This is a genomic window from Rheinheimera sp. 1928-s (assembly GCF_029269265.1).
Taxonomy (GTDB): Bacteria; Pseudomonadota; Gammaproteobacteria; order Enterobacterales; family Alteromonadaceae; genus Pararheinheimera.
This window is the reverse complement of record NZ_JARIXP010000005.1, coordinates 195,174-214,125: the sequence shown is the minus strand read 5'-3', so window position 1 is coordinate 214,125 and position 18,952 is coordinate 195,174. Positions and strand designations below refer to the sequence as shown.

The 18,952-nt window shown below is 46.7% G+C and carries 14 protein-coding genes; 4 read left to right on the top strand and 10 right to left on the bottom strand.

What is annotated here, in order from left to right; translation table 11 throughout:
* Window positions 1–92 precede the first annotated feature (92 nt).
* Window positions 93–1,685 (top strand): MFS transporter, encoded by a 1,593-nt coding sequence (locus P3C17_RS13920; RefSeq protein ID WP_300930006.1) that lies wholly within the window; start codon window positions 93–95, stop codon window positions 1,683–1,685.
* Window positions 1,686–1,734: 49 nt separating this feature from the next.
* Here P3C17_RS13920 and P3C17_RS13915 read toward each other — a convergent pair whose 3' ends face one another.
* The 3 genes from P3C17_RS13915 to P3C17_RS13905 form a co-directional block, all read right to left on the bottom strand.
* Complete coding sequence (locus tag P3C17_RS13915; protein WP_300930005.1) at window positions 1,735–3,048, bottom strand: TonB family protein; 1,314 nt, start codon at window positions 3,046–3,048, stop codon at window positions 1,735–1,737.
* Window positions 3,049–3,206: 158 nt separating this feature from the next.
* Window positions 3,207–5,078, bottom strand: a complete 1,872-nt coding sequence (locus tag P3C17_RS13910; RefSeq protein WP_300930004.1) for a DUF885 domain-containing protein — start codon at window positions 5,076–5,078, stop codon at window positions 3,207–3,209.
* A 177-nt stretch (window positions 5,079–5,255) separates the two neighbouring features.
* Window positions 5,256–6,584, bottom strand: a complete 1,329-nt coding sequence (locus P3C17_RS13905) for an amidohydrolase (protein WP_300930003.1) — start codon at window positions 6,582–6,584, stop codon at window positions 5,256–5,258.
* A 374-nt stretch (window positions 6,585–6,958) separates the two neighbouring features.
* Here P3C17_RS13905 and P3C17_RS13900 point away from each other — a divergent pair, with 374 nt between their 5' ends.
* Both P3C17_RS13900 and P3C17_RS13895 read left to right on the top strand, forming a co-directional pair.
* Complete coding sequence (locus P3C17_RS13900) at window positions 6,959–7,273, top strand: hypothetical protein (protein WP_300930002.1); 315 nt, start codon at window positions 6,959–6,961, stop codon at window positions 7,271–7,273.
* A 109-nt stretch (window positions 7,274–7,382) separates the two neighbouring features.
* Window positions 7,383–9,101, top strand: coding sequence for a potassium/proton antiporter (locus P3C17_RS13895; protein ID WP_300930001.1), 1,719 nt, complete (start codon window positions 7,383–7,385; stop codon window positions 9,099–9,101).
* 42 nt (window positions 9,102–9,143) lie between these two features.
* Here the strand turns inward: P3C17_RS13895 and P3C17_RS13890 are convergent, their stop codons facing one another.
* The 7 genes from P3C17_RS13890 to P3C17_RS13860 all read right to left on the bottom strand — a co-directional run bounded on the left by P3C17_RS13890 (window position 9,144) and on the right by P3C17_RS13860 (window position 15,835).
* A complete protein-coding gene (locus tag P3C17_RS13890; RefSeq protein ID WP_300930000.1) occupies window positions 9,144–10,187 on the bottom strand; it encodes a succinylglutamate desuccinylase/aspartoacylase family protein in 1,044 nt (347 codons plus the stop codon).
* Between the two features lie 24 nt (window positions 10,188–10,211).
* On the bottom strand, window positions 10,212–11,153 hold the full coding sequence (gene rimK, locus P3C17_RS13885) for a 30S ribosomal protein S6--L-glutamate ligase (protein WP_300929999.1): 942 nt from the start codon (window positions 11,151–11,153) through the stop codon (window positions 10,212–10,214).
* Window positions 11,154–11,262: 109 nt separating this feature from the next.
* The gene (gene mgtE, locus P3C17_RS13880) at window positions 11,263–12,609 is read right to left on the bottom strand and encodes a magnesium transporter (protein WP_300929998.1); all 1,347 of its coding nucleotides are present in this window, start codon (window positions 12,607–12,609) and stop codon (window positions 11,263–11,265) included.
* Between the two features lie 36 nt (window positions 12,610–12,645).
* Window positions 12,646–13,611 carry a magnesium transporter CorA family protein gene (locus P3C17_RS13875; RefSeq protein WP_300929997.1) on the bottom strand — a complete coding sequence of 322 codons (966 nt, stop codon included), beginning with the start codon at window positions 13,609–13,611 and terminating at the stop codon, window positions 12,646–12,648.
* Between the two features lie 225 nt (window positions 13,612–13,836).
* A complete protein-coding gene (locus P3C17_RS13870) occupies window positions 13,837–14,901 on the bottom strand; it encodes a hypothetical protein (RefSeq protein ID WP_300929996.1) in 1,065 nt (354 codons plus the stop codon).
* A 68-nt stretch (window positions 14,902–14,969) separates the two neighbouring features.
* The gene (locus tag P3C17_RS13865; RefSeq protein WP_300929995.1) at window positions 14,970–15,593 is read right to left on the bottom strand and encodes a zeta toxin family protein; all 624 of its coding nucleotides are present in this window, start codon (window positions 15,591–15,593) and stop codon (window positions 14,970–14,972) included.
* On the bottom strand, window positions 15,581–15,835 hold the full coding sequence (locus P3C17_RS13860; RefSeq protein ID WP_300929994.1) for a hypothetical protein: 255 nt from the start codon (window positions 15,833–15,835) through the stop codon (window positions 15,581–15,583). The genes P3C17_RS13865 and P3C17_RS13860 overlap by 13 nt, the downstream gene beginning before the upstream one ends.
* A gap of 352 nt (window positions 15,836–16,187) precedes the next feature.
* Here P3C17_RS13860 and P3C17_RS13855 point away from each other — a divergent pair, with 352 nt between their 5' ends.
* Window positions 16,188–18,881 carry a TonB-dependent receptor gene (locus P3C17_RS13855; protein WP_300929993.1) on the top strand — a complete coding sequence of 898 codons (2,694 nt, stop codon included), beginning with the start codon at window positions 16,188–16,190 and terminating at the stop codon, window positions 18,879–18,881.
* Window positions 18,882–18,952 lie beyond the last annotated feature (71 nt).

Genomic DNA, 18,952 nt, shown 5'->3' with positions numbered 1-18,952 from the left:
CGCCACAACACTTGCTCTAACAGCGGGTTGCCCAGTATGCTCTGCGCTTACAAAAAGTGCCTCACAAGGGGCCAATCACAGAGACACATTTGATGAAATCACAGGGATTGAATTTTTACCATCCAGTAGCCTTCTGGTTAGGCTGCATTGGCATCACCTTGGGTGTGCTGGCGCATGTGCCCATGTTTATGCACGCGTCCCATATGAATTATCAGATGGTGGGTATGCCAATGGACAGCAATATGCTGATTGGCATGGGGCTTATTCCACTTGGCTTAGTGCTCGCCATGTATGGCCTGATGCCACGGCTGGACCAGCTGCGTAGCAACGACAACAGCAGACTGCATTTTCATGTGGCCGATCAGTTACCGCTGAATAAAGAACACTGGACCTTAGTGATGGTGCTGATGGCCGCCGTGATAGTGGATGTGATGAAACCCGCCACTTTAGGTTTTGTGATGCCGGGTATGAAGGCTGAATATGGCATCAGCTCAAAAGAAGCCGGGGTACTGGCGCTGGTGGCGTTGACTGGTACCACTATAGGCTCAGTGATCTGGGGCATGATGGCTGATTTATTTGGCCGAAGGGCTGCAATTTTATTGTCGGCATTGATGTTTATCGGCACTGCAATTTGTGGCGCTATGCCATCTTTTGAGTGGAATCTGGTGATGTGCTTTTTAATGGGCATGTCGGCAGGGGGCTTATTGCCTATTACTTTTACGCTGATGGCAGAGACTATACCAGCAGCCCACCGCGGTTGGTTATTGGTCGCTTTAGGTGGTTTTGGCACTGCGGCAGGTTATCTGGCCGCCTCAGGGTCTGCAGCTATACTGGAGCCATTGTTTAGCTGGCGTATTTTATGGATGCTGGGTTTACCTACAGGTTTGTTGGTGATTTTTTTAAACCGTTATATTCCGGAGTCACCACGTTATCTGGCCAGCAAAGGCTTAACCAGCGAAGCACGTTTAGTGTTGCAGCGGTTTAGCGGTGTGCAGGCGCAGGATCAAAGCAGCATAGTGGTTGAAGAAGAGCCGGCTGTGCAGCACTCAGGATTTAAACAGTTGTTACAAGGGCATTACGCCGGTATTACCATAGGTTTAGTGGCAGCAGGTGTTGCATGGGGCCTGGTTAATTTTGGCTTTATGTTATGGCTGCCGACTAACTTAGGTGAAATGGGGTTAGCGGGGCAGGCCAGTGCCATTATCACTAAATCGGCCTTTTTTGCCTTGCCAGGTGTGGCTTTAGTGATCTGGCTTTATCATAGCTGGAACAGTATCAAAACCTTGCTGTTATTTATTCTGCTTACTGCTCTGTCTTTATTCAGTTTTTGTATTTTTGACTGGCTGGATAGCCGTTCTGTAACTTTGCTTTCAGTGTCTATCGCTTTGCTGCTGGTGAGCTCCAGCGGAGTTATTGCAATGTTGATCCCTTACGCTGCTGAAATATATCCAGTGCATTTACGTGGCACAGGGTCAGGCATAGTGGCTGCCAGTTCAAAATTTGGTGGTATTTTAGGTGCTTTGCTTGGCGTGATGGGCTTATTTGATCAAATGGCATTATCTGGACTGGTGATTATTGCCGCTTTAGTGACAGCTGCTTTTTTACTGCAGCGCCATGGTATTGATACCAGAGGAATAAGGCTGGAAGATATGCATGCGGCACTGCAACAGAAGTCTGAGCGTTAAAGAAAAGCCCACACTGAGGTGGGCTGAGCTATAGGTTATTTGAACGAGCTTAAAGCGCAGCTTTAAGCTCTGCTGCCAACTCATAGTTTTGTGCTACGGCTTTATCCAGCAGCAATTGTCCTTCAACTTTATCGCCCTGCAGAATTTTACGTACACCAGACCAGGTCTGTACTTGTGGGTCGTTATTCAGCAGCAGGTAATTTTCCCATTGTGGTGAGAATGCGGCCAGTTGACGTTGTGCGTCCAGGCTGCCGTTTTTAGCGGCCATGTTCCACCAGTAATGACCACTATGCAACTGGGACAGGGTGATCACCGGTTCTACAACAGCGACTTTACCCGGATCGGCCCATAGTTTGTAATGACCATGACTGGCGTCTTCATCCAGCTCTTTGCCAACTAACAATGCAGAGGCTTGTTGCAACTCCATTTTGTCGGACGAGACAACACGAGTGATGACACCTTTCTCATTGGTGTTCACTTCAGCACTGCCATAGAAACCTTCTATCCTTGTTTTAAACGATGAGTTACGGTTAAAAAATTGTTCAGGTAACTCTTTGCTCACTTCCACTGGCAGGTCTTTGTCTACATTCACGTGATAGTTGGCATTGGTCGCCAGAAGATCCATCATGGTACCCAGCATGTATTGATGCTGTGGAGAGCCTGCAAGTGCGTATTCAACCAATTGATGTTTCTGCATAAATTGGGTTACTTTGTGTTTTGAAAGCGGCCCTAAGCTATAGTGCAGTGCTACTTTACCCTGATGCTTTTGCCCCGTTGCTGCATATTTCCAGGATTGAATTGCTCTGATGGACGCTTTATCAAAGGTTTTGGCCGGAAAAGAGCCCAACACTTCCACTGCAGACACATTGCCTTGTTCATCAATGACAAATCTCAGCACGTTGTAGCCAAACAGTCCTTTGTGGGCAGCGTCTTTTGGATAAGCAGGTGCTTTGCGGCTTACCACCTCGGGAAAATTGACGCGGTTTGAATTATCTTCTTCCAGCGTTTTTACCAGCACCTGTTCAAGCAACAGGTACGACTGTTCATCTGCCTGTTGCAGTTCTGTGGCAGATAATTGTTTCGAGATGGAACTGATCACTCCGGCAGCTCTGGTATCGCCAAGTTCGGCTGCCAGTTGAAAATAAGCCAGAGCTTTGACCGGATCTGCGGCTGTACCTTCACCTTTATAAAACATCACCGCCAGATTAAAAGCTGCAACCTCGTTACCAAGTGGCAGTAACTGCGTAAATTCAGCAGTGGCTTTAGGATAGTCTTTTCGCTCGTAGTGCTGTAATGCATCCAGTAAGTCGGCTTGCGCCAAAGTGCTGAGCAGCAGGCTCGCTGCCAATAATGATTTGCGCATGGTTGCGTCCCTGTAATAGCGTTTAATGTCAGAGGCAGGTTAACATTGATGCAACAGTAGCAGCAAGCTGAAGATATCAGTGAACTAAAAAATAACGGGCTGAATTGAGTGAAAAAAATGGCCCACTAAAGGGCCATTCGCAAAACTTCAGAGTGGTATTAAGCAGCTTTTACGCTGTCTACCCAGTTCTGTACACGTTTTTCCAGTACTTGCAGAGGTAATGCACCGCCACCTAAGATGGTGTCGTGGAAACCACGGATATCGAACTTGTCGCCTAACTGTTCTTTGGCTTTAGCACGGATTTCCAGAATTTTTAACATACCAATTTTGTAGGCTGTTGCCTGGCCTGGCCATACTAAATAACGACGAACTTCAGAGGTAACTGCGCCTTCAGCAACAGGAGTTTTTTCTTTGAAGTACTCAATACCTTGTTGTTCAGTCCAGCCTTTGCTGTGCATACCTGTATCGACCACTAAACGAACGGCACGCCACATTTCTGTGATTAAGCGGCCGAAGTCTGAGTAGTCATTCTGGTAGGCACCCATTTCTTTGGCCAGTAATTCAGAGTACAAACCCCAACCTTCAATGTAAGCGGTAAAACCAGCCTGAGTGCGGAAGGTTGGAACTGAAGTCAGTTCCTGCGCAATAGAAATTTGCATATGGTGACCAGGGCTGCCCTCATGGTAGGCAATAGCTTCCATTTCATTTTTAGGCATTTGTTTCATATCAGACAAATGCGCGTAGTAAATACCCGGACGTTTGCCATCCGGCGTGCCAGGATAATAATGCTGAGCTGCACCTGGTTGTTCACGGAAAGCTTCTACCCGTTTTACCACTAAAGGCGCTTTTGGCAGAATACCGAAGTACTCAGGCAGTTTTTTCTCGATAAAGGCTAAGTAGGCTTCTGAGTCTGTGATGTAGCCCTGACGGCCTTCATCTGTATCCGGATAAAAGAACTGCGAGTCGGTTTTGATAAAAGTGAAGAACTCTTTTAATGAACCTTTAAAGCCTACCTTATCTTTGATCGCAGTCATTTCTTTGGTCAGGCGGTCTACTTCATTTAAACCAATCTGGTGAATTTCGTCTGCAGTTAAGGCTGTAGTGGTGGACTGAGCTAAGCGATGGTTGTAGTACGCCACGCCATTCGGCTGAGTAGACACACCCGTCACGTTGACCTGAGTTTTATCCAGCTCGCTGGTTAAAAATGCAGATAAGGCTTCGTAAGATGGCTGGAACTGAGTGGTTAAGGCAGATTTAGCGTCGGCCAGTAACTGTTCAGCTTTTTTGTCATCCAGTTTATCGGCTTTTTTCAGTGCTTCCACTTTGGTTTTAGCATCGGCCCATAAAGGCGCGTCTTTATCGCTTTCTTTAAATGGTGCGCCATCTAACAGATTATTGACCTGTTCCAGTACACCTTCGTAAGCAAAACGTGGTGGGCGTACACCTGCTTCGGCGTATTTGGCGGCTCGTTGCTGTAAATCAGCAATAGCTTTAGCTATGCCACCAATACGTTTGACGTAGGCTTCCATATCAACCACTTCGTCTACTTTATGGAAGTTCATCAGCAATTGTGGCAACAAGGCATGTATGCCCTGCATCTGGTTAAACACGTAGTTGTTTACACGAAATGCTGCGGCGTCACGGCTTTGTTCGTACTGGTAAATCCATAGGTCATAAGAGGTTTTGGCTTCAGTATCTAACTTGGTGTAATCAAACTGAGATTTTAACTCTTCAACAGAAGCAGCAGCCCAGGCCAATTGTTTGTCTTCGGCTTCTTCTGTGACGTCGTCAATTTGATCCTGCTTATCTTTGCGGCCTAAAAAGGTCATTTGCAGCGGGCTCATTTGCAGCTGCTCTTCGTATTTGGTTTCAAACCACTGGTTCAGACGCTCGGATTCAGATAAAGCCGCTTTGGTTTCTGCCGCCGTGGTCGTTTCAGCTGTGGTTGTGGTGGTGGTTGATGTGTCCTGGGCCGGACTGCAGCCTGCCAGTAATGCGGCAATGCTAAGAGCTAATAATGAATGGCGCACTGTGCGTTTTCCTTTTAGTTATTGATTATGGAGCATCATCAGGTTCAAACAACATAGCTGATAATGCAGATACCAGACTAACCTGATTTACCCTAAGAGTCGAAACTCAATTGTAAGTTTATCTTTCAAAAAGGCCTGTCAAAGACAAGCCTTGGCCAACACCAACCGCAGTCTGACTTATTGTTTAGGCATCAGGTCCAGCAACGCCACAACTGTGGCTTCTACACCCGCTTTGATTGCAGGTTCAGGTGCAATTTTAAAAAGCGGACTATGATGGCTTGGCACCGGAGCTCCGCCTTGTTTTTCCCGTTCAAAGTCTTCCTTAGGTGTGCCGCCTATCTGGAAATACACACTCTGAATGGTCGGGTTCATAATTAAAAACGGGTAGTCTTCAGCGCCCATGCCTAAACGTTTATAGTTCTGATCCAGAATATCTGCACCAAAGTGACTAACCCAGCGCTGCTTCAAACGTTGGGTCAGCGGAATATCGTTGACTGTGGGTGGCGTTGTTTGTGGATCCACTGTCACTTCAGGCAATTTATCTTCAGGCAAACCCGCTACCCGGCCCATATTGGTCGCCACTCTTTTAATAGCGCTAATCAGCTGTTCACGGGTTTCCAGAGTGTCGTTCCGTACTGTCAGCTGCAAATGCGCAGAGTCTGGAATGATGTTGTGTTTCGATCCCGCATGAAAAGACCCGACGGTAATCACGCTGGGCTCTTTCGGGGCGATTTCACGGCTGACAATGGTTTGCAGCGCCAAGACAATTTGTGAGCCTAACACTATAGGATCTTTCCCACGGTGGGGGCTGGCGCCATGTGCACCTACACCATGAATATGGATATCGACTGAATCCACACCAGAGTAGGGCGAGCCTTCAACGGCGACAATTTTACCCGCTTCAATTTCACTGGATACGTGTAAAGCCATGGCGTAATCCGGAGTGCCAAAGCGTTCCCAGATTTTGTCGTCACGCATGCTTTGAGCGCCGCCCACATATTCTTCAGCGGGTTGGCCTAACAGCATCAGCGTGCCTTGCCATTGATCTTTAATCTTCACCATTTGCCGTGCTGTACCCACTAAGCTGGTGATATGCATATCGTGACCACAGGCATGCATCACTGACACTTCGTTGCCGTTCCAGTCTTTGCTTTTTACTTTGGACGCATAAGGCAAACCACTTTTTTCTTCTACCGGCAAGGCATCCATATCAGCACGCATCATCACTAACGGGCCTTTACCATTTTTCAGAATGGCGACCACCCCTGTTTTCCCGACACCAGTAGTGACCTCAAAACCTGCAGCTTTAAGCTCTTTGGCTAAACGTTCGGCCGTTTTGAACTCCATAAAAGACAGTTCCGGGTTTTGATGGAAATGCTTAAACAGCGGCTCAAGGTGCTGTTGGTAATCGGTATGAATAGTGCCAGCTAAGTCTTTTGGTGCAGCCAGACTGCTGGTGCTGATAAAAGCTGAGCTGATTAAGCAGGCGAGGGGAAGCAGGCGCATTCTGAAATCCTTTTTGTTATGTTACGAGTCTGTGGTCAGCCAAAACATCACAGCATAAAAAAGCAACAAAGAACAAGGGCCTTACCTCATTATGCGCTCAAAACCAGTCAGCGAAAGATAACTGGCGCTTGCAATCAGGCATAGCCTGAGGTGTGGCAGCTCTAAACAAATACAGCCTATTTATTAGTCTAAGCTTATGTTTTTAAATTATTTTTCCTGTTTCGCTATTATGGGTTGAAATTCTGTTGCTGGAAAACCATAGATAGGGGTAATTTAGTCATTAGTTAATGCTTGTCCGATGTTATGATCGGCAGGCTTGTATCAGTACTTCATGCCCGCAGGCTTTTTGATTTGGATAAGTTCAGGGTATTCGGATGAAGCTCTTAGGTTTAATTGCATTGTTTTTTTATCTGGGGTCCTTGTTTGTGGCCTCAGACTCTTCTGCTGCCCGGAATTTGCTGGAAGCAGTGCAAGCAAATCAGCTGCATGGATTATCGCAACTGACCTCTGTTGCTCAACCCGTCAAACATGCTGATCTATCTGCTGACCCTGACAAGGCTGCAGTGTTATGGCAGCAGTTTGAGTATGTTGCCGCAACGTGTTCTGCAAACCAGAAGTTAACTTCCAACTATGCAGCGGCCAGCATCAGGCGTTTTTCCGCCAGGGCACCTCCTTTGTCTGCAGCTTAGTTCATACTTGCAGTGATGCAGACTGCGCCTTTTGAAAATGGAGGTGGGGCTGCAAAACGATCTTCTTTGTGGGCACAGCCCGCAGCTTTAGTGATGAGAGAACCAATCTATGTTTGTGATTGATCAAATTATTTTATTAGCCGCGATTTTAATTATCTTCGGTATTGTTTCCAGTAAATTGTCGGCCAGACTGGGTTTGCCTGTACTGGTGTTGTTTCTTATGGTGGGGATGCTGGCAGGGGAAGACGGCCCAGGCGGTGTTGTCTTTGATAATGCTGAAATTGCACATGCACTGGGGTCGCTGGCCTTAGCCATTATTTTGTTTGATGGTGGTTTGCAAACGCCAATGGCCTCTATTAAGCAGGTATGGAAACCTGCTTCTGTGCTGGCCACTTTTGGGGTGTTAGTCACAGCCGTTATTACTGGTATTGCCGCCGCTTATATTCTTGATGTGTCTCTGTTTTATGGCTTACTGATCGGCGCTATTGTTGGGTCTACTGACGCTGCAGCTGTATTTTCATTGTTACGTAACGCTGGTATTCATATTAACCCACGCCTGAAAGCAACCCTGGAAATTGAAAGTGCGACGAACGACCCTATGGCAATATTTTTAACTGTAGGCTTGTTGGAAGTACTGGTCAAAAGCTTAGAACCAGGCACGGGCTTGCTGATGTTGTTTGTGCAGCAAATGGGCATAGGTTCAGTGGTAGGTTTGGCTGCTGGCTGGTTGTCCGTGCGTATTATTAACCGTATTCATCTGACGACTTCGGGTTTATACCCTGTGATGGTGGCGGCTTTTGGTTTACTGGCCTTTGGCGTTGCGGCCAATTTGGGGGGCAGTGGCTTTTTAGCCATCTTTATTGCAGGGGTCGTGATAGGCAACAGCAGGTTTGTGTTTCAGCGCAGCACCTTCTTATTTCACGACGGTTTGGCCTGGTTGGGCCAAATTATTATGTTTGTGATCTTAGGCTTACTGATTAACCCTTCTACCTTGCTGGATGTCTGGTTTGAAGGTTTGCTGATTGCACTGGTGTTGACCCTATTGGCACGACCTTTGTCCGTGCTGCCGGTGCTGAAGTTATTTGGTTTTAGTATGAAAGAAATCACCTTAGTGTCCTGGGTTGGCTTAAGGGGATCAGTGCCTATTATTCTGGCTATTTATCCGCTGATGTATGGGTTGCCCGGCGCCGAACTGATTTTTAGTGTGGTGTTTTTCGTAGTGCTGATTTCGGCCACTGTGCAGGGGTCTACCTTGCCCTTCATGGCCCGGGCTTTAGGATTAACAGAACCAGCTCCTGTGACTCCAGCTGCGACGCTGGAAATTACCGCTTTAGGTGATGTGGATGCCGATATAGTGGAGTATCAGCTGGGCGACAGTTCGCGTGCTTCGGGCCGTCGTTTATCCCAAATGGCCTTGCCTGACGGCACTGTGGTGGCGATGATCACCAGAGGCAATGAGGTGATCCCGCCACGGGGTTCCACTTTCCTGCACGCAGGCGATCATTTATTTATTGTGATGAAACCCGATGTTCGTGATTTTGTTGATCTGGTCTGTTCTGGAATTGCCAAAAGCGATCATCTGGAATTACCAGCAGCAGAGCTGAAACTAAAGGGCTACACCAAAGTAGAAGACTTATCACATTCTTATGGCATCAAGCTTTCCGCGGATGGGCATTTGTCATTGGATGAGGTGTTACGTCAGGCTTTAGCAGAGGCTCCTGCTGWGGGGGATAGTCAACACTTTGGCGCAGTCACCCTTTATGTTCGTGAAATGGTAGGCCAACGTATTACCACAGTGGGTATAGCGCCTGCCGTAAACGTCAACTAAAGATAGCAACGCAGGTCAGACTGATAGTTCTGACCTGCACTATCAAACCACGCCCAGAACGGGCGGCATGGCGGCATCGACTTCGTCGCTGATGGCATCCAGGGTTTTTTCTGCTTCATCCAAAGAGCTGACTTCGGCGATGTGAAACAAGGCTTCGCCTTCGTTCACCAGAGGTAAGTTATTTCGTCCTATCACTATGCCGTTAAAACTGGCTTCTACGGCTACTTCAAAGTCGGAGTAGGGGCTGTAGATATGGGCCAGCACATCTCCTTGTTGTACGGTTTGGCCAAGTCCAACGTAATAGCGGGCTATGCCATCGTGCTCAGCTCTAATCCAGCTACTTTTTTTGCTGAATAAAGAGCCTGTTTTGACGGTTTTTTTGCTGGGGCTGAACATGCCTAAATCCTGCATCACGTTCATAATGCCGCGCACACCCACTTTGATCGATTGCTCATCAAAACGCAGTGCTTCACCTGCTTCGTACAAAATAATAGGAATGCCTAAACTGTTGGCTGTACCCCGCATTGTGCCTTCACGGCTGGCGGCCTTGATAATAATAGGGGCGTTAAAAATTTCGGCCATTTGCAACGCCACTTTGTCTTTCGCACTGGCCCGTACCTGAGGCAAGTTGCTGCGATGAATAGCGCCTGTATGTAAATCAATCACATGAGTGCATTGTTTTAAAATGCGTTCGGTAAACTGAAAGGCCATACGGCTGCCCAATGAGCCTTTTTCGCTGCCTGGAAAGCTGCGGTTTAAGTCGCGTCTGTCGGGTAGATAGCGGGATTGCTGCACAAAACCATAAGTGTTGACGATAGGAACCACTACTAAAGTACCTTTAAGCTGATTCAGCTTGGGCAACTTCAGCAAGCGGCGGCAAATTTCGACGCCGTTAATTTCATCGCCATGCAAAGCAGAGGTAATCAAAAGTACAGGCCCTGGTCTTTTGCCATGCACCACATGAGCGCCTATATTCAGCTCGGTGTGGGTGTACAGTTTGCCAAAAGGAATATCAACCACAGCCCGCTCACCGGGCTCGATCACAGTGCCACCTAAAGTAAAAGCCTGTCTTTTTTCCGTAAGCATGGAGTTGCCTTCTGTTGTCGAAACTTACTTTGTTGCCAGCTTTTTCTGCTGCGCTTTTTGCAACGCTTTTTGTTCCATACGAGCCTGATGCAAAGGCACCTGTTTTTCCAGATGCTGGATCATAAGCGCTGCTACATCAATGTCGGTTGCACCTTCTATGCCCTCCAAACCCGGAGAGCTGTTCACTTCCATCACCACAGGACCGTGGTTAGAGCGCAGAATATCTACACCTGCCACTTGCAAGCCCATAGTTTTAGCGGCAGCCAAAGCAGTGCGTTTTTCATCTGCGCTGAGTTTTACAATAGAGGCGGTGCCGCCTCTGTGTAAGTTGGAACGAAACTCACCGGCTTTGGCCTGACGTTTCATTGAGGCGACAATTTTAGTGCCAATAATAAAGCAGCGGATATCAGCGCCATTGGCTTCTTTAATGTATTCCTGCACCAGAATATTGGCGTTCAGGCCCATAAAAGCTTCAATCACACTTTCGGCTGCGGTGCGGGTTTCAGCTAATACTACGCCAATGCCCTGAGTACCTTCTAAAAGCTTAATGACCAGCGGAGCGCCGCCGACCATATCTATTAAATCGGGGATATCACCTGGTTTATCGGCAAAGCCGGTAATAGGCAAACCTATACCTTCACGGGCTAATAATTGCAGGGAACAGAGTTTATCGCGGGCGCGGCTGATGGCGCTGGATTCATTCAGCGCATAAACGCCCATCATTTCAAACTGACGTAGTACAGCAGTGCCATAAAAAGTAATGGAAGCACCTACACGGGGGATCACGGCATCAAAATGCTCCAGCACTTCACCTTTGTAGTGAATGCCGGATTTGGTTTTGTTGATGTTCATATAACACATCAGCGGGTCTATCACCTCGATTTGATGACCCCGCTCTTCCGCCGCCTCAACCAGGCGGCGGGTAGAATACAACTCACTATTGCGCGATAAGACCGCAATTTTCATAACAACACCATCATCAGGCTCTGAATTTATCTGTTGAGACTATTCTAGTGTGGTTTGAGTGCCAAGTATCTGTAAAAAATCAAAAAATTTACATCAAAGCCTTACCGCCTTAAAGTAAGAACAGTGAACCTAAACCGAGGAAGGCAAAAAAACCTATCACATCTGTCACTGTGGTTAAAATGACAGAACCAGACAGGGCAGGGTCTATTTTCATTTTTTCCAGCCAGACCGGGATCACCACACCACTAAAGGCCGCCACACAAATATTGATGACGATGGCAAAACTAATCACGCTGGCGATAATCCAGTCGCCAAACCAAAGGTAAGTGATACCTGCAATGACTAAAGCCCAGATCACACCGTTAATAGCTCCTATGCTCAGTTCTTTGCGCATTAGGGTCCAATAGGTTTGAGGGGTAATTTGGCCAAGTGCTAAACCCCGGATAATCAGGGTTAAGGTTTGGCTGCCTGCAATGCCGCCCATAGAGGCCACTATAGGCATCAATACCGCCAAAGCCACTACTTGCTGCAAAGTCGCTTCAAATAAACCAATGGTCCAGGCGGCTAAAAAGGCGGTCAATAAGTTAATACCCAACCATAAAGCACGGCGTTTGGCGCTGTTGATGATGGGGGCGAATAAGTCTTCCTCTTCGTCTAAACCCGCAGTGTGCATAAACTGGCCTTCAAGGCTGCGCCGCACGTTTTCCAGCGCTTCACCTATAGATAACCGGCCTAAGAGTTTGCCTTCGCTATCCACCACCGCCAAAGCGCTGTAGCCAGAACGTGCTACTAAATCTGAGCCTGTATCGAGCTCCATATCACCTTGTACTACAGGGGCTTCTGCGTCGATAAACTCCACCACTGGCATATGATTCGGCTGGCCTAATAAACGAATGCCCTGCAATAGCCCCACATAACGGCCTGTGCGGTCGACGACAAACAAAGCTTCCTGATATTCGGCATCTTCGGTCAGCTTTTTAAACAGCCGCACTGCGTCCCGCACTTTGGCGTTTTTACTAACAATTAATACATCGTGATCGGCATAACGGCCACATTGCTCGTCATCGTAAGTTAAGGCCTGATCTAACCAGCGCTTTTCGCTTTGATCCATGCGCGAACAAGCGTATTGATAAATAGCGTCCGGTAATTCGTCGAGCAGCTCAATTAAGTCGTCTACATCAATTTCTTCAACCAGCTCATGCAGCTGCGCTGTTTCCAGTTGTTTGAAAATATTGCTACGGGCATCAACCCTCATGTAAGTCAATGAAGCAATTTGCTGTTCTTTTTCCAGCGTCAGCCAGGTGCTGACCCGTTGTTCCAACGGCATGGCTTCAAGCGCAATAGCAATCTCTTCCGGCTCTAATTGGTCCAGTTTTTCTGCCAGTTGCTCAGTTTCGTTTTCATCAAAACTGTCCCGGACTATTTCTTCAATATCCAGTGGGGTATTTTCAACCATTAAACCGCTCCTGCTGTCTGCTCAATTGCTACAGCTTTACCACCAACGGCGGATTTTAAATAAGGCTAACAGGCCCAAAGCTAATCCAAGCATCAGGCCCCAGGTAATATAGTAGCCGAAAGGATTTTCCAGCTCCGGCATATACTTAAAATTCATGCCGTATACACCAACAATAAAGGTCAGTGGAATAAACACAGCACTGAGCATAGTCAGCACTTTCATTTTTTCATTAATCTGGTGCGACGAAGTTGACATATAGCCATCCACCAAATCACTTAACTGGTCATAATACATCTGCGTCATACTGTGCAGGCGCTCAAACTTCTCGTAAAAATCGCGCAATTCTATCGGCTCGAAATGACGTTTAAATGGATGACTGGCGTCTTCTTCGTACAATAGATCGGAAAACATTTCTTTTTGGTAGGCCAGATTACGGTCAATTTTCCGAAATACCGAACGGTACTTCATAATTTGCGCCATTTTCTGATCGTTGCCATTGCTTTGCATACTGTCTTCCAGCTCACCCAACTCATCTTCAAATTGCAGTAACTTTTCAAGATAAGTGCCTGATATAGCGTGGATATATTTTTTAATCCAGTCTTTAAATTTTTCAATGCCGACCAATGAGGAGAAGGGTAAGTCAATTTTGCTGTCATCCAGTGGACTATGGTACTTCACCAAAATCACCTGTTCGTTAAACAACACCGAAATCTGACTATGGCCCGGATAGTCACTGAAATCGGGTGCAGAAAAACCACGCAAAATCAGCAAGCTAAAACTGTCGCTGAATTCCATTTTAGGCGGATGGCGTTCACGCAGAAAATCTTCGGCAATCACAGGATGAATACGGAAAAACTCCAGCACCTGACGTTGTTCCTGTTGATCGGCAGCTGTTAAGTTGATCCAGATTTTAGTGTCTGATAACAAAGGGTAACGCAGTGCTTTAAAATCGCTGATCTGCCATTGTTGTTGCTCTGGACAATACTGGTGAAGTTCTATCATAACGTCGGCCTTTTGTGTGCTTTTGGCAGCATAAGCAAAAAGGCAACACGAATGCAAATGCTGTTGTGGATCTTGGACTTAGATTAAAGAGTTTGGTGGAAAACTGAGCAGGTTTGAGAGCTGCGATGTTTCGAATGTCTATGTGCCAACGCTTGCGTTGACCAGCTTTCGATATCCTGACGCGATTCCAAGCACACTGCTAGGATGCCAACAGACGGCTCCAGCCTACTCATGGGTTGTTTTCTTTAATATTACTTCTTTCATGTGATGAATTCTTTTTTGCAAGATAGGTTCTGGGATGCTTTCGCGCAGGCTTTGGAAGTGGGCATCAGTCGTGAACAATTTATCAGCATAGCTTACATAGATTGAGTGTAAGCAATCAAACCAAACTCCTCTTGGAAATTTTTTTGTTGTCGCTTGGGAAATCATCATTGTCGCCATGACTAAGAATGGCCCTCTGTGCACTAAAATTGGAAGCTCGTTGACCACATAAGTCAACCTACATAGAATATTTTCCAACCCCAATTTCTCCCAAAACTGCTTTATTGGTTCGTTCTCTAGAAAAATTTCCGAGCATAAAAACGTTAGGATAAAATACAGGGAAACCTTATGTGTCAATTCTTGACTTTTGTTTAACGTTCTACCCTCCTTAACAAATGGTAATTCCTTTAAGTAGTCACTAAGTATGCTGTCTAACTCTGCAACCGATTTCTCACTAGTTGTTGTGTCGGCGGAATGTTTGACCATAGCGTGTACCATTTTCGTTATATCTTGGATCCCTCTTGAAGAATCCAGTATATGTTTATGATCAAGTTGGAACTCTCTGCTGGTATCATCGACCAATTCTCGCCAGACCTCTGCAAAACGTGATCCTGATATCAGCTCACGATGGTTCTCTACACGCGGCATTCCTTGGCGAATATAGTCGATTATAATCTCCGGTGGTGAAGGTAGTAGCTCCCTTCCAAAAAGGTGTTGGCAAAAATATATTAGGTTTTCTCGTCTTTCCACATCTGCGGTCATCAGAATTTCTTGCAGTGTGACGGATGATATACGCCAGTCACGCCCCATTTTTAGCTGAAGGGCCTTCGTTGCTATCGCATCTTCGACCGTCATATGGTCCATAAGATAATTAGCTGCTGAGGTTTCGAAGTACCAGATTTCCATTTCCCCTCCAAACGTAGCTTTTTTCGTGATCATTCTACCTCTGGGCAGGTGTTGCGTTTTGCCATTTAAATCAAAAGGCAAGGCCTGACACCGAAGATTTTTCTGTATGAGGATTTTTTTCATGTAATCAATTGAAATTACTTACATTTTCATATCCAGTAGATTGAAGGAAACCGAACTGTGACTTCGGATCAACGCAGAATACGGACTTTGTCTTTATTCCATTTTAATAAGACGTGCTCACGAAACCAGGCTGGCTTTACCTGATTGTATTCTTTGTCTTTGATATCAAGAAATCCATTGGAATTTACTTCGGCAAATGGCAATAACAAGTCGGTATTATCAAAAAAATAGACTCTGTGGCATTGCATGGACATCTCATAGAGCTGTTTAAGGCTATTGATGTAACGGCTTCTGATTTTTTCTATGGGCACCGGATGCCCGCCCAATTGTACCCTTTCATCTACCCGGTCCACGTTAATGTCCGGATCTGCAATGCAGACGTAATACAAGTAACACTTGAAGCCAAGCAGGTTCGCTTTTTTGATGTATTCAAGATGGCTTGGATGGCTCATCACTGATTCGTAGCTATGAGATACCAGCATTTGCAGCCATTGTTCCCGTTGGCCGGTGGCTATAGTTTGCGCGAGTTGAGAGCGTTTTTTCGGGTCAGGCTCATGCTCGTGCAAAGTTAACTCAATTTCATCTGGGTTGACGTATTGCCCGAGCGGAACTTCATATTTGTGTCGCAACTCGTTGGTTAATGTTGTTTTACCTGAACCATTAGGTCCGGCAATCAGCCTTAGTCGCGGCATAAATCCTGTTCAAGCGTAGGAAAATCATTGTTGTTAGCCATAGGGCGAATAATTTCAGTACGACCATCCGGATGGCGGCGCTTGATCATCCCGTTCTGAGCAAAGGTAAAGCTCACTCCATTTTCTAACGCTCTTTCACGCGCAGCCTTTGATGCCTGTCTGCCAACTGTTGCAAGACTGGCAAAATCAATCAGGGGATCTTTACGTTTTGCTTGTGAGACTTTTTTAACAACCGCACTCATAGCGTTCTCCAGTTCCTGCGTTACTGGCATTGTAGTCAGTACTTTAGGCTCTAGCAACAAGCCAAATGCTCGTTAGATTTCAGCGGCCATTATCCATTCAATAAACGAGCGCCCGCAAGGGGCGCCCCTACAAAATATCCAGAACCACTGCGCCGTTTTTCATTACTATTTTTCACCGTCAGCCCCACCACAACCCAGCCTAAATCGTGTTGTAGTGTGACCAACTCGCCTTGTCGAATCTCTGTATCTCTGTGCTTTGCATGACATTAAGGTTGACCCTGTGGCAAACCCAAGCATTTAGTTCGCCATAAAAACATAAAACAAAAAAGTATCAACAGACAGGGGTTAGACAATGCATAAACGTAACGCACTTTCGCTTGCGATAGCGATGGCATGCGCTTTTTCTGCCGTCGCGCAGCAAGCGGATGTTAACAACGGCACCGAAACGACCACAGCACAAACCGCCACCAATGACACCGAGCTGGAAGTTATTTCCGTCACGGCTACCAAACGCAAAACCAAACTGATGGAAACACCAGTGGCTATTTCAGCCCTGAGTGAAACCCAGCTGCAGCAACATGGCGTCAACAGCGTAAAAGACATCGCTGATTTAGTGCCAGGCCTCGACATTGCCGTTGCTTCAGAGCAGGCAGCTCCTGTTATTACCATGCGTGGTATTCGTTCTACCAACATTACCGAATTAGGTGACCCAGCAGTTGGCGTGCACTTAGATGGTATTTACTCACCTCGTATGCAGGGCGCGCTGGCTTTAATGTATGACGTAGAGCGTGTAGAAGCTTTGCGTGGCCCGCAAGGTACCTTGTTTGGCCGTAACTCCACTGTGGGTAGCATTAACGTGCTGACGGCAAAACCAGAATTTGACAGTACATATGGCAACGTCAATACCGAGTTAGGCCGCTTTAACGCAATCAGCACTGGCGGTGTATTTAACCTGCCTATTTCAGATGAATTTGCCGTCCGTTTTTCTGGCAAAACCTTAAAACGTGATTCCTATGTCGAAGGCTATTGGGATCCAAACCAGTACGACACCCGTTATTTACCACAAGGCGTGTTGAACGCTGAAGTGATTTCAGAAGACTCTTATCAGGGCATTGGTCAGACGCTGACTCAGCGCGAAAACTGGTGGATAGATGCTGCTGGCACCGACCCTGAAGCGCAAAAAGTGCGTGCTTTAACACCGGCAGATAAAGGTGACTTTTACAACAACGCCAACGAGCATTCGTTCCGCGTAAGCACCTTGTGGGAGCCTTCTGCTGGCCGTTTTTCTAACCACACTGTGTTCCAGTACTACAAAAACGACAGCGCAGGTTCTGTCGAAATGGTGAACTGCGAAAAACTGCGTGGCAGACCCGCTGAGTTTGGTGGCGACTGTTCTACATTTTTACCAAGCGACAATACCTATCAGGCGGTAGTCAACGTACCAGGCAAGTTGGAGCTGGATATTACCTATCTGCGTAACACCTTGAACTACGAACTGACTGATGAGCTTGATCTGGTGTGGTTAACGGGTTTCGAAGATATGAAAAGGCAGTCGGCGCAGGATACAGAAATCGGCCTGGACGTGTGGGATGGCGCTATGTTCTTCCTCGATGGCACTGGTGCCCGTTCTTACTCGACTGAACTGCAGCTGCAGTCTGACGAGCTTGGTGATTTAGTCTGGATAGCAGGTGTCAATCTGTTCCATGAAAAAACCACTACTGTAGGCTATTACGACAACCCAATGGACGATAAGGCCTTTTGGGATCAACCCGACCGTTCTACTGACGCTTTTGCTGCTTTTGGTCAGGCCACTTATAACCTGAGTGAAGATTTGCACCTGACGTTGGGCTATCGCTTCAGTGATGAAACCAAAGAAGACGTGGGTGGGCGAACCTTGCGTTGCTCCAATGCCGACGGTTGTGCTCCAGGCTGGTTTAACCGCACTATTTTGTCTGAATTACCGACCAATGCCTTTGAAAACCCGGCCATTTATCAGTCTTCTTTTGCTAACGACAACAAAGGCAGCTGGCAAAACAGTGATTTCCGTCTTGGTTTAGACTACGACTTCAGCGAAAACACTATGGTATACGGCTATGTGGCATCGGGCTTTAAAGCAGGTGGCATAGGTGATGTGTTTGAAGTCGTCAATGACAGAACAGGCCAGGTGCAGCGTTTTGAAACCCAGTTTGACCCTGAGCAAGTGCTGACCTATGAGTTGGGTACAAAAACCAGCTTGTTAGACAACTCACTGAATTTACAAGCTGTATTCTTTTATACCGATTATCAGGATATGCAATATGCCTCAGTCGGCTCTATCGGCAATGTGGAGCGTCTGGCGGCGATAGAGAATCCGGATGGCAGCCCTGTACTGGATGAAAATGGTCAGCCTGTGCTGGATTACCGCAATATGCCGGTGATTGCTTATTACACGCAAAACGTGCCGGGTTCGACCATCAAAGGTATTGAGCTGGAATTTGACTGGAAACCTTATCCAAGTGGCCGTGTTACCGGTTATGTTACCTGGACTGATGCCCGCATTACGGATGACTGGATCACCAAATGGGACTACGACCCAGAGTACTTGTTTAACTTGTCGTATGAAGAGTCAATTGATCCGGAAAACACCTTACTGACCACCAATCTGAAAGGGAATCAGCTGGCCATGGTGCCTGAATACACGGCCAATTTAAGTTACACCCATAGCTTTGATTTAGCTGACTACGGCTACATTCACGGCTGGTTTAATGTCAATTGGAAGGATAAGTCTTACAACACCATTTGGAACCTGGACAAGCATCTGGACGATATGGAATTTGCAGTTCCTGATGAAGCTTTGGCTTATGTTGACGATAGCCGTGATTCATACACATCAGTCAATGCGTCACTTAAATATGAGCCTAAAGATCAAGTTTGGTTTGCGGAACTGTTTGTCAGCAATGCCACCAACGAAATAGTGCAGCAATGGAGTAACACAGGCAAAGGTTTCCCGAAAGGCAGCTTTGGTATGCCACGTTATTACGGTGTTCGTGCAGGCTTTAATTTTTAATCTAGACTGCCTTTATAGAAACCGCTCAGCTGTTGTGAGCGGTTTCTTTTTATCAGGTACTTAACACCTGG

What these genes read in the sequence shown, in the direction of transcription:
- P3C17_RS13920 (WP_300930006.1), top strand. Translation starts at nt 93, where the DNA reads ATGAAATCACAGGGATTGAATTTTTACCATCCAGTAGCCTTCTGGTTA.
- P3C17_RS13915 (WP_300930005.1), bottom strand. Translation starts at nt 3,048, where the DNA reads ATGCGCAAATCATTATTGGCAGCGAGCCTGCTGCTCAGCACTTTGGCG.
- P3C17_RS13905 (WP_300930003.1), bottom strand. Translation starts at nt 6,584, where the DNA reads ATGCGCCTGCTTCCCCTCGCCTGCTTAATCAGCTCAGCTTTTATCAGC.
- P3C17_RS13900 (WP_300930002.1), top strand. Translation starts at nt 6,959, where the DNA reads ATGAAGCTCTTAGGTTTAATTGCATTGTTTTTTTATCTGGGGTCCTTG.
- P3C17_RS13890 (WP_300930000.1), bottom strand. Translation starts at nt 10,187, where the DNA reads ATGCTTACGGAAAAAAGACAGGCTTTTACTTTAGGTGGCACTGTGATC.
- rimK (WP_300929999.1), bottom strand. Translation starts at nt 11,153, where the DNA reads ATGAAAATTGCGGTCTTATCGCGCAATAGTGAGTTGTATTCTACCCGC.
- mgtE (WP_300929998.1), bottom strand. Translation starts at nt 12,609, where the DNA reads ATGGTTGAAAATACCCCACTGGATATTGAAGAAATAGTCCGGGACAGT.
- P3C17_RS13875 (WP_300929997.1), bottom strand. Translation starts at nt 13,611, where the DNA reads ATGATAGAACTTCACCAGTATTGTCCAGAGCAACAACAATGGCAGATC.
- P3C17_RS13870 (WP_300929996.1), bottom strand. Translation starts at nt 14,901, where the DNA reads ATGAAAAAAATCCTCATACAGAAAAATCTTCGGTGTCAGGCCTTGCCT.
- P3C17_RS13865 (WP_300929995.1), bottom strand. Translation starts at nt 15,593, where the DNA reads ATGCCGCGACTAAGGCTGATTGCCGGACCTAATGGTTCAGGTAAAACA.
- P3C17_RS13860 (WP_300929994.1), bottom strand. Translation starts at nt 15,835, where the DNA reads ATGAGTGCGGTTGTTAAAAAAGTCTCACAAGCAAAACGTAAAGATCCC.
- P3C17_RS13855 (WP_300929993.1), top strand. Translation starts at nt 16,188, where the DNA reads ATGCATAAACGTAACGCACTTTCGCTTGCGATAGCGATGGCATGCGCT.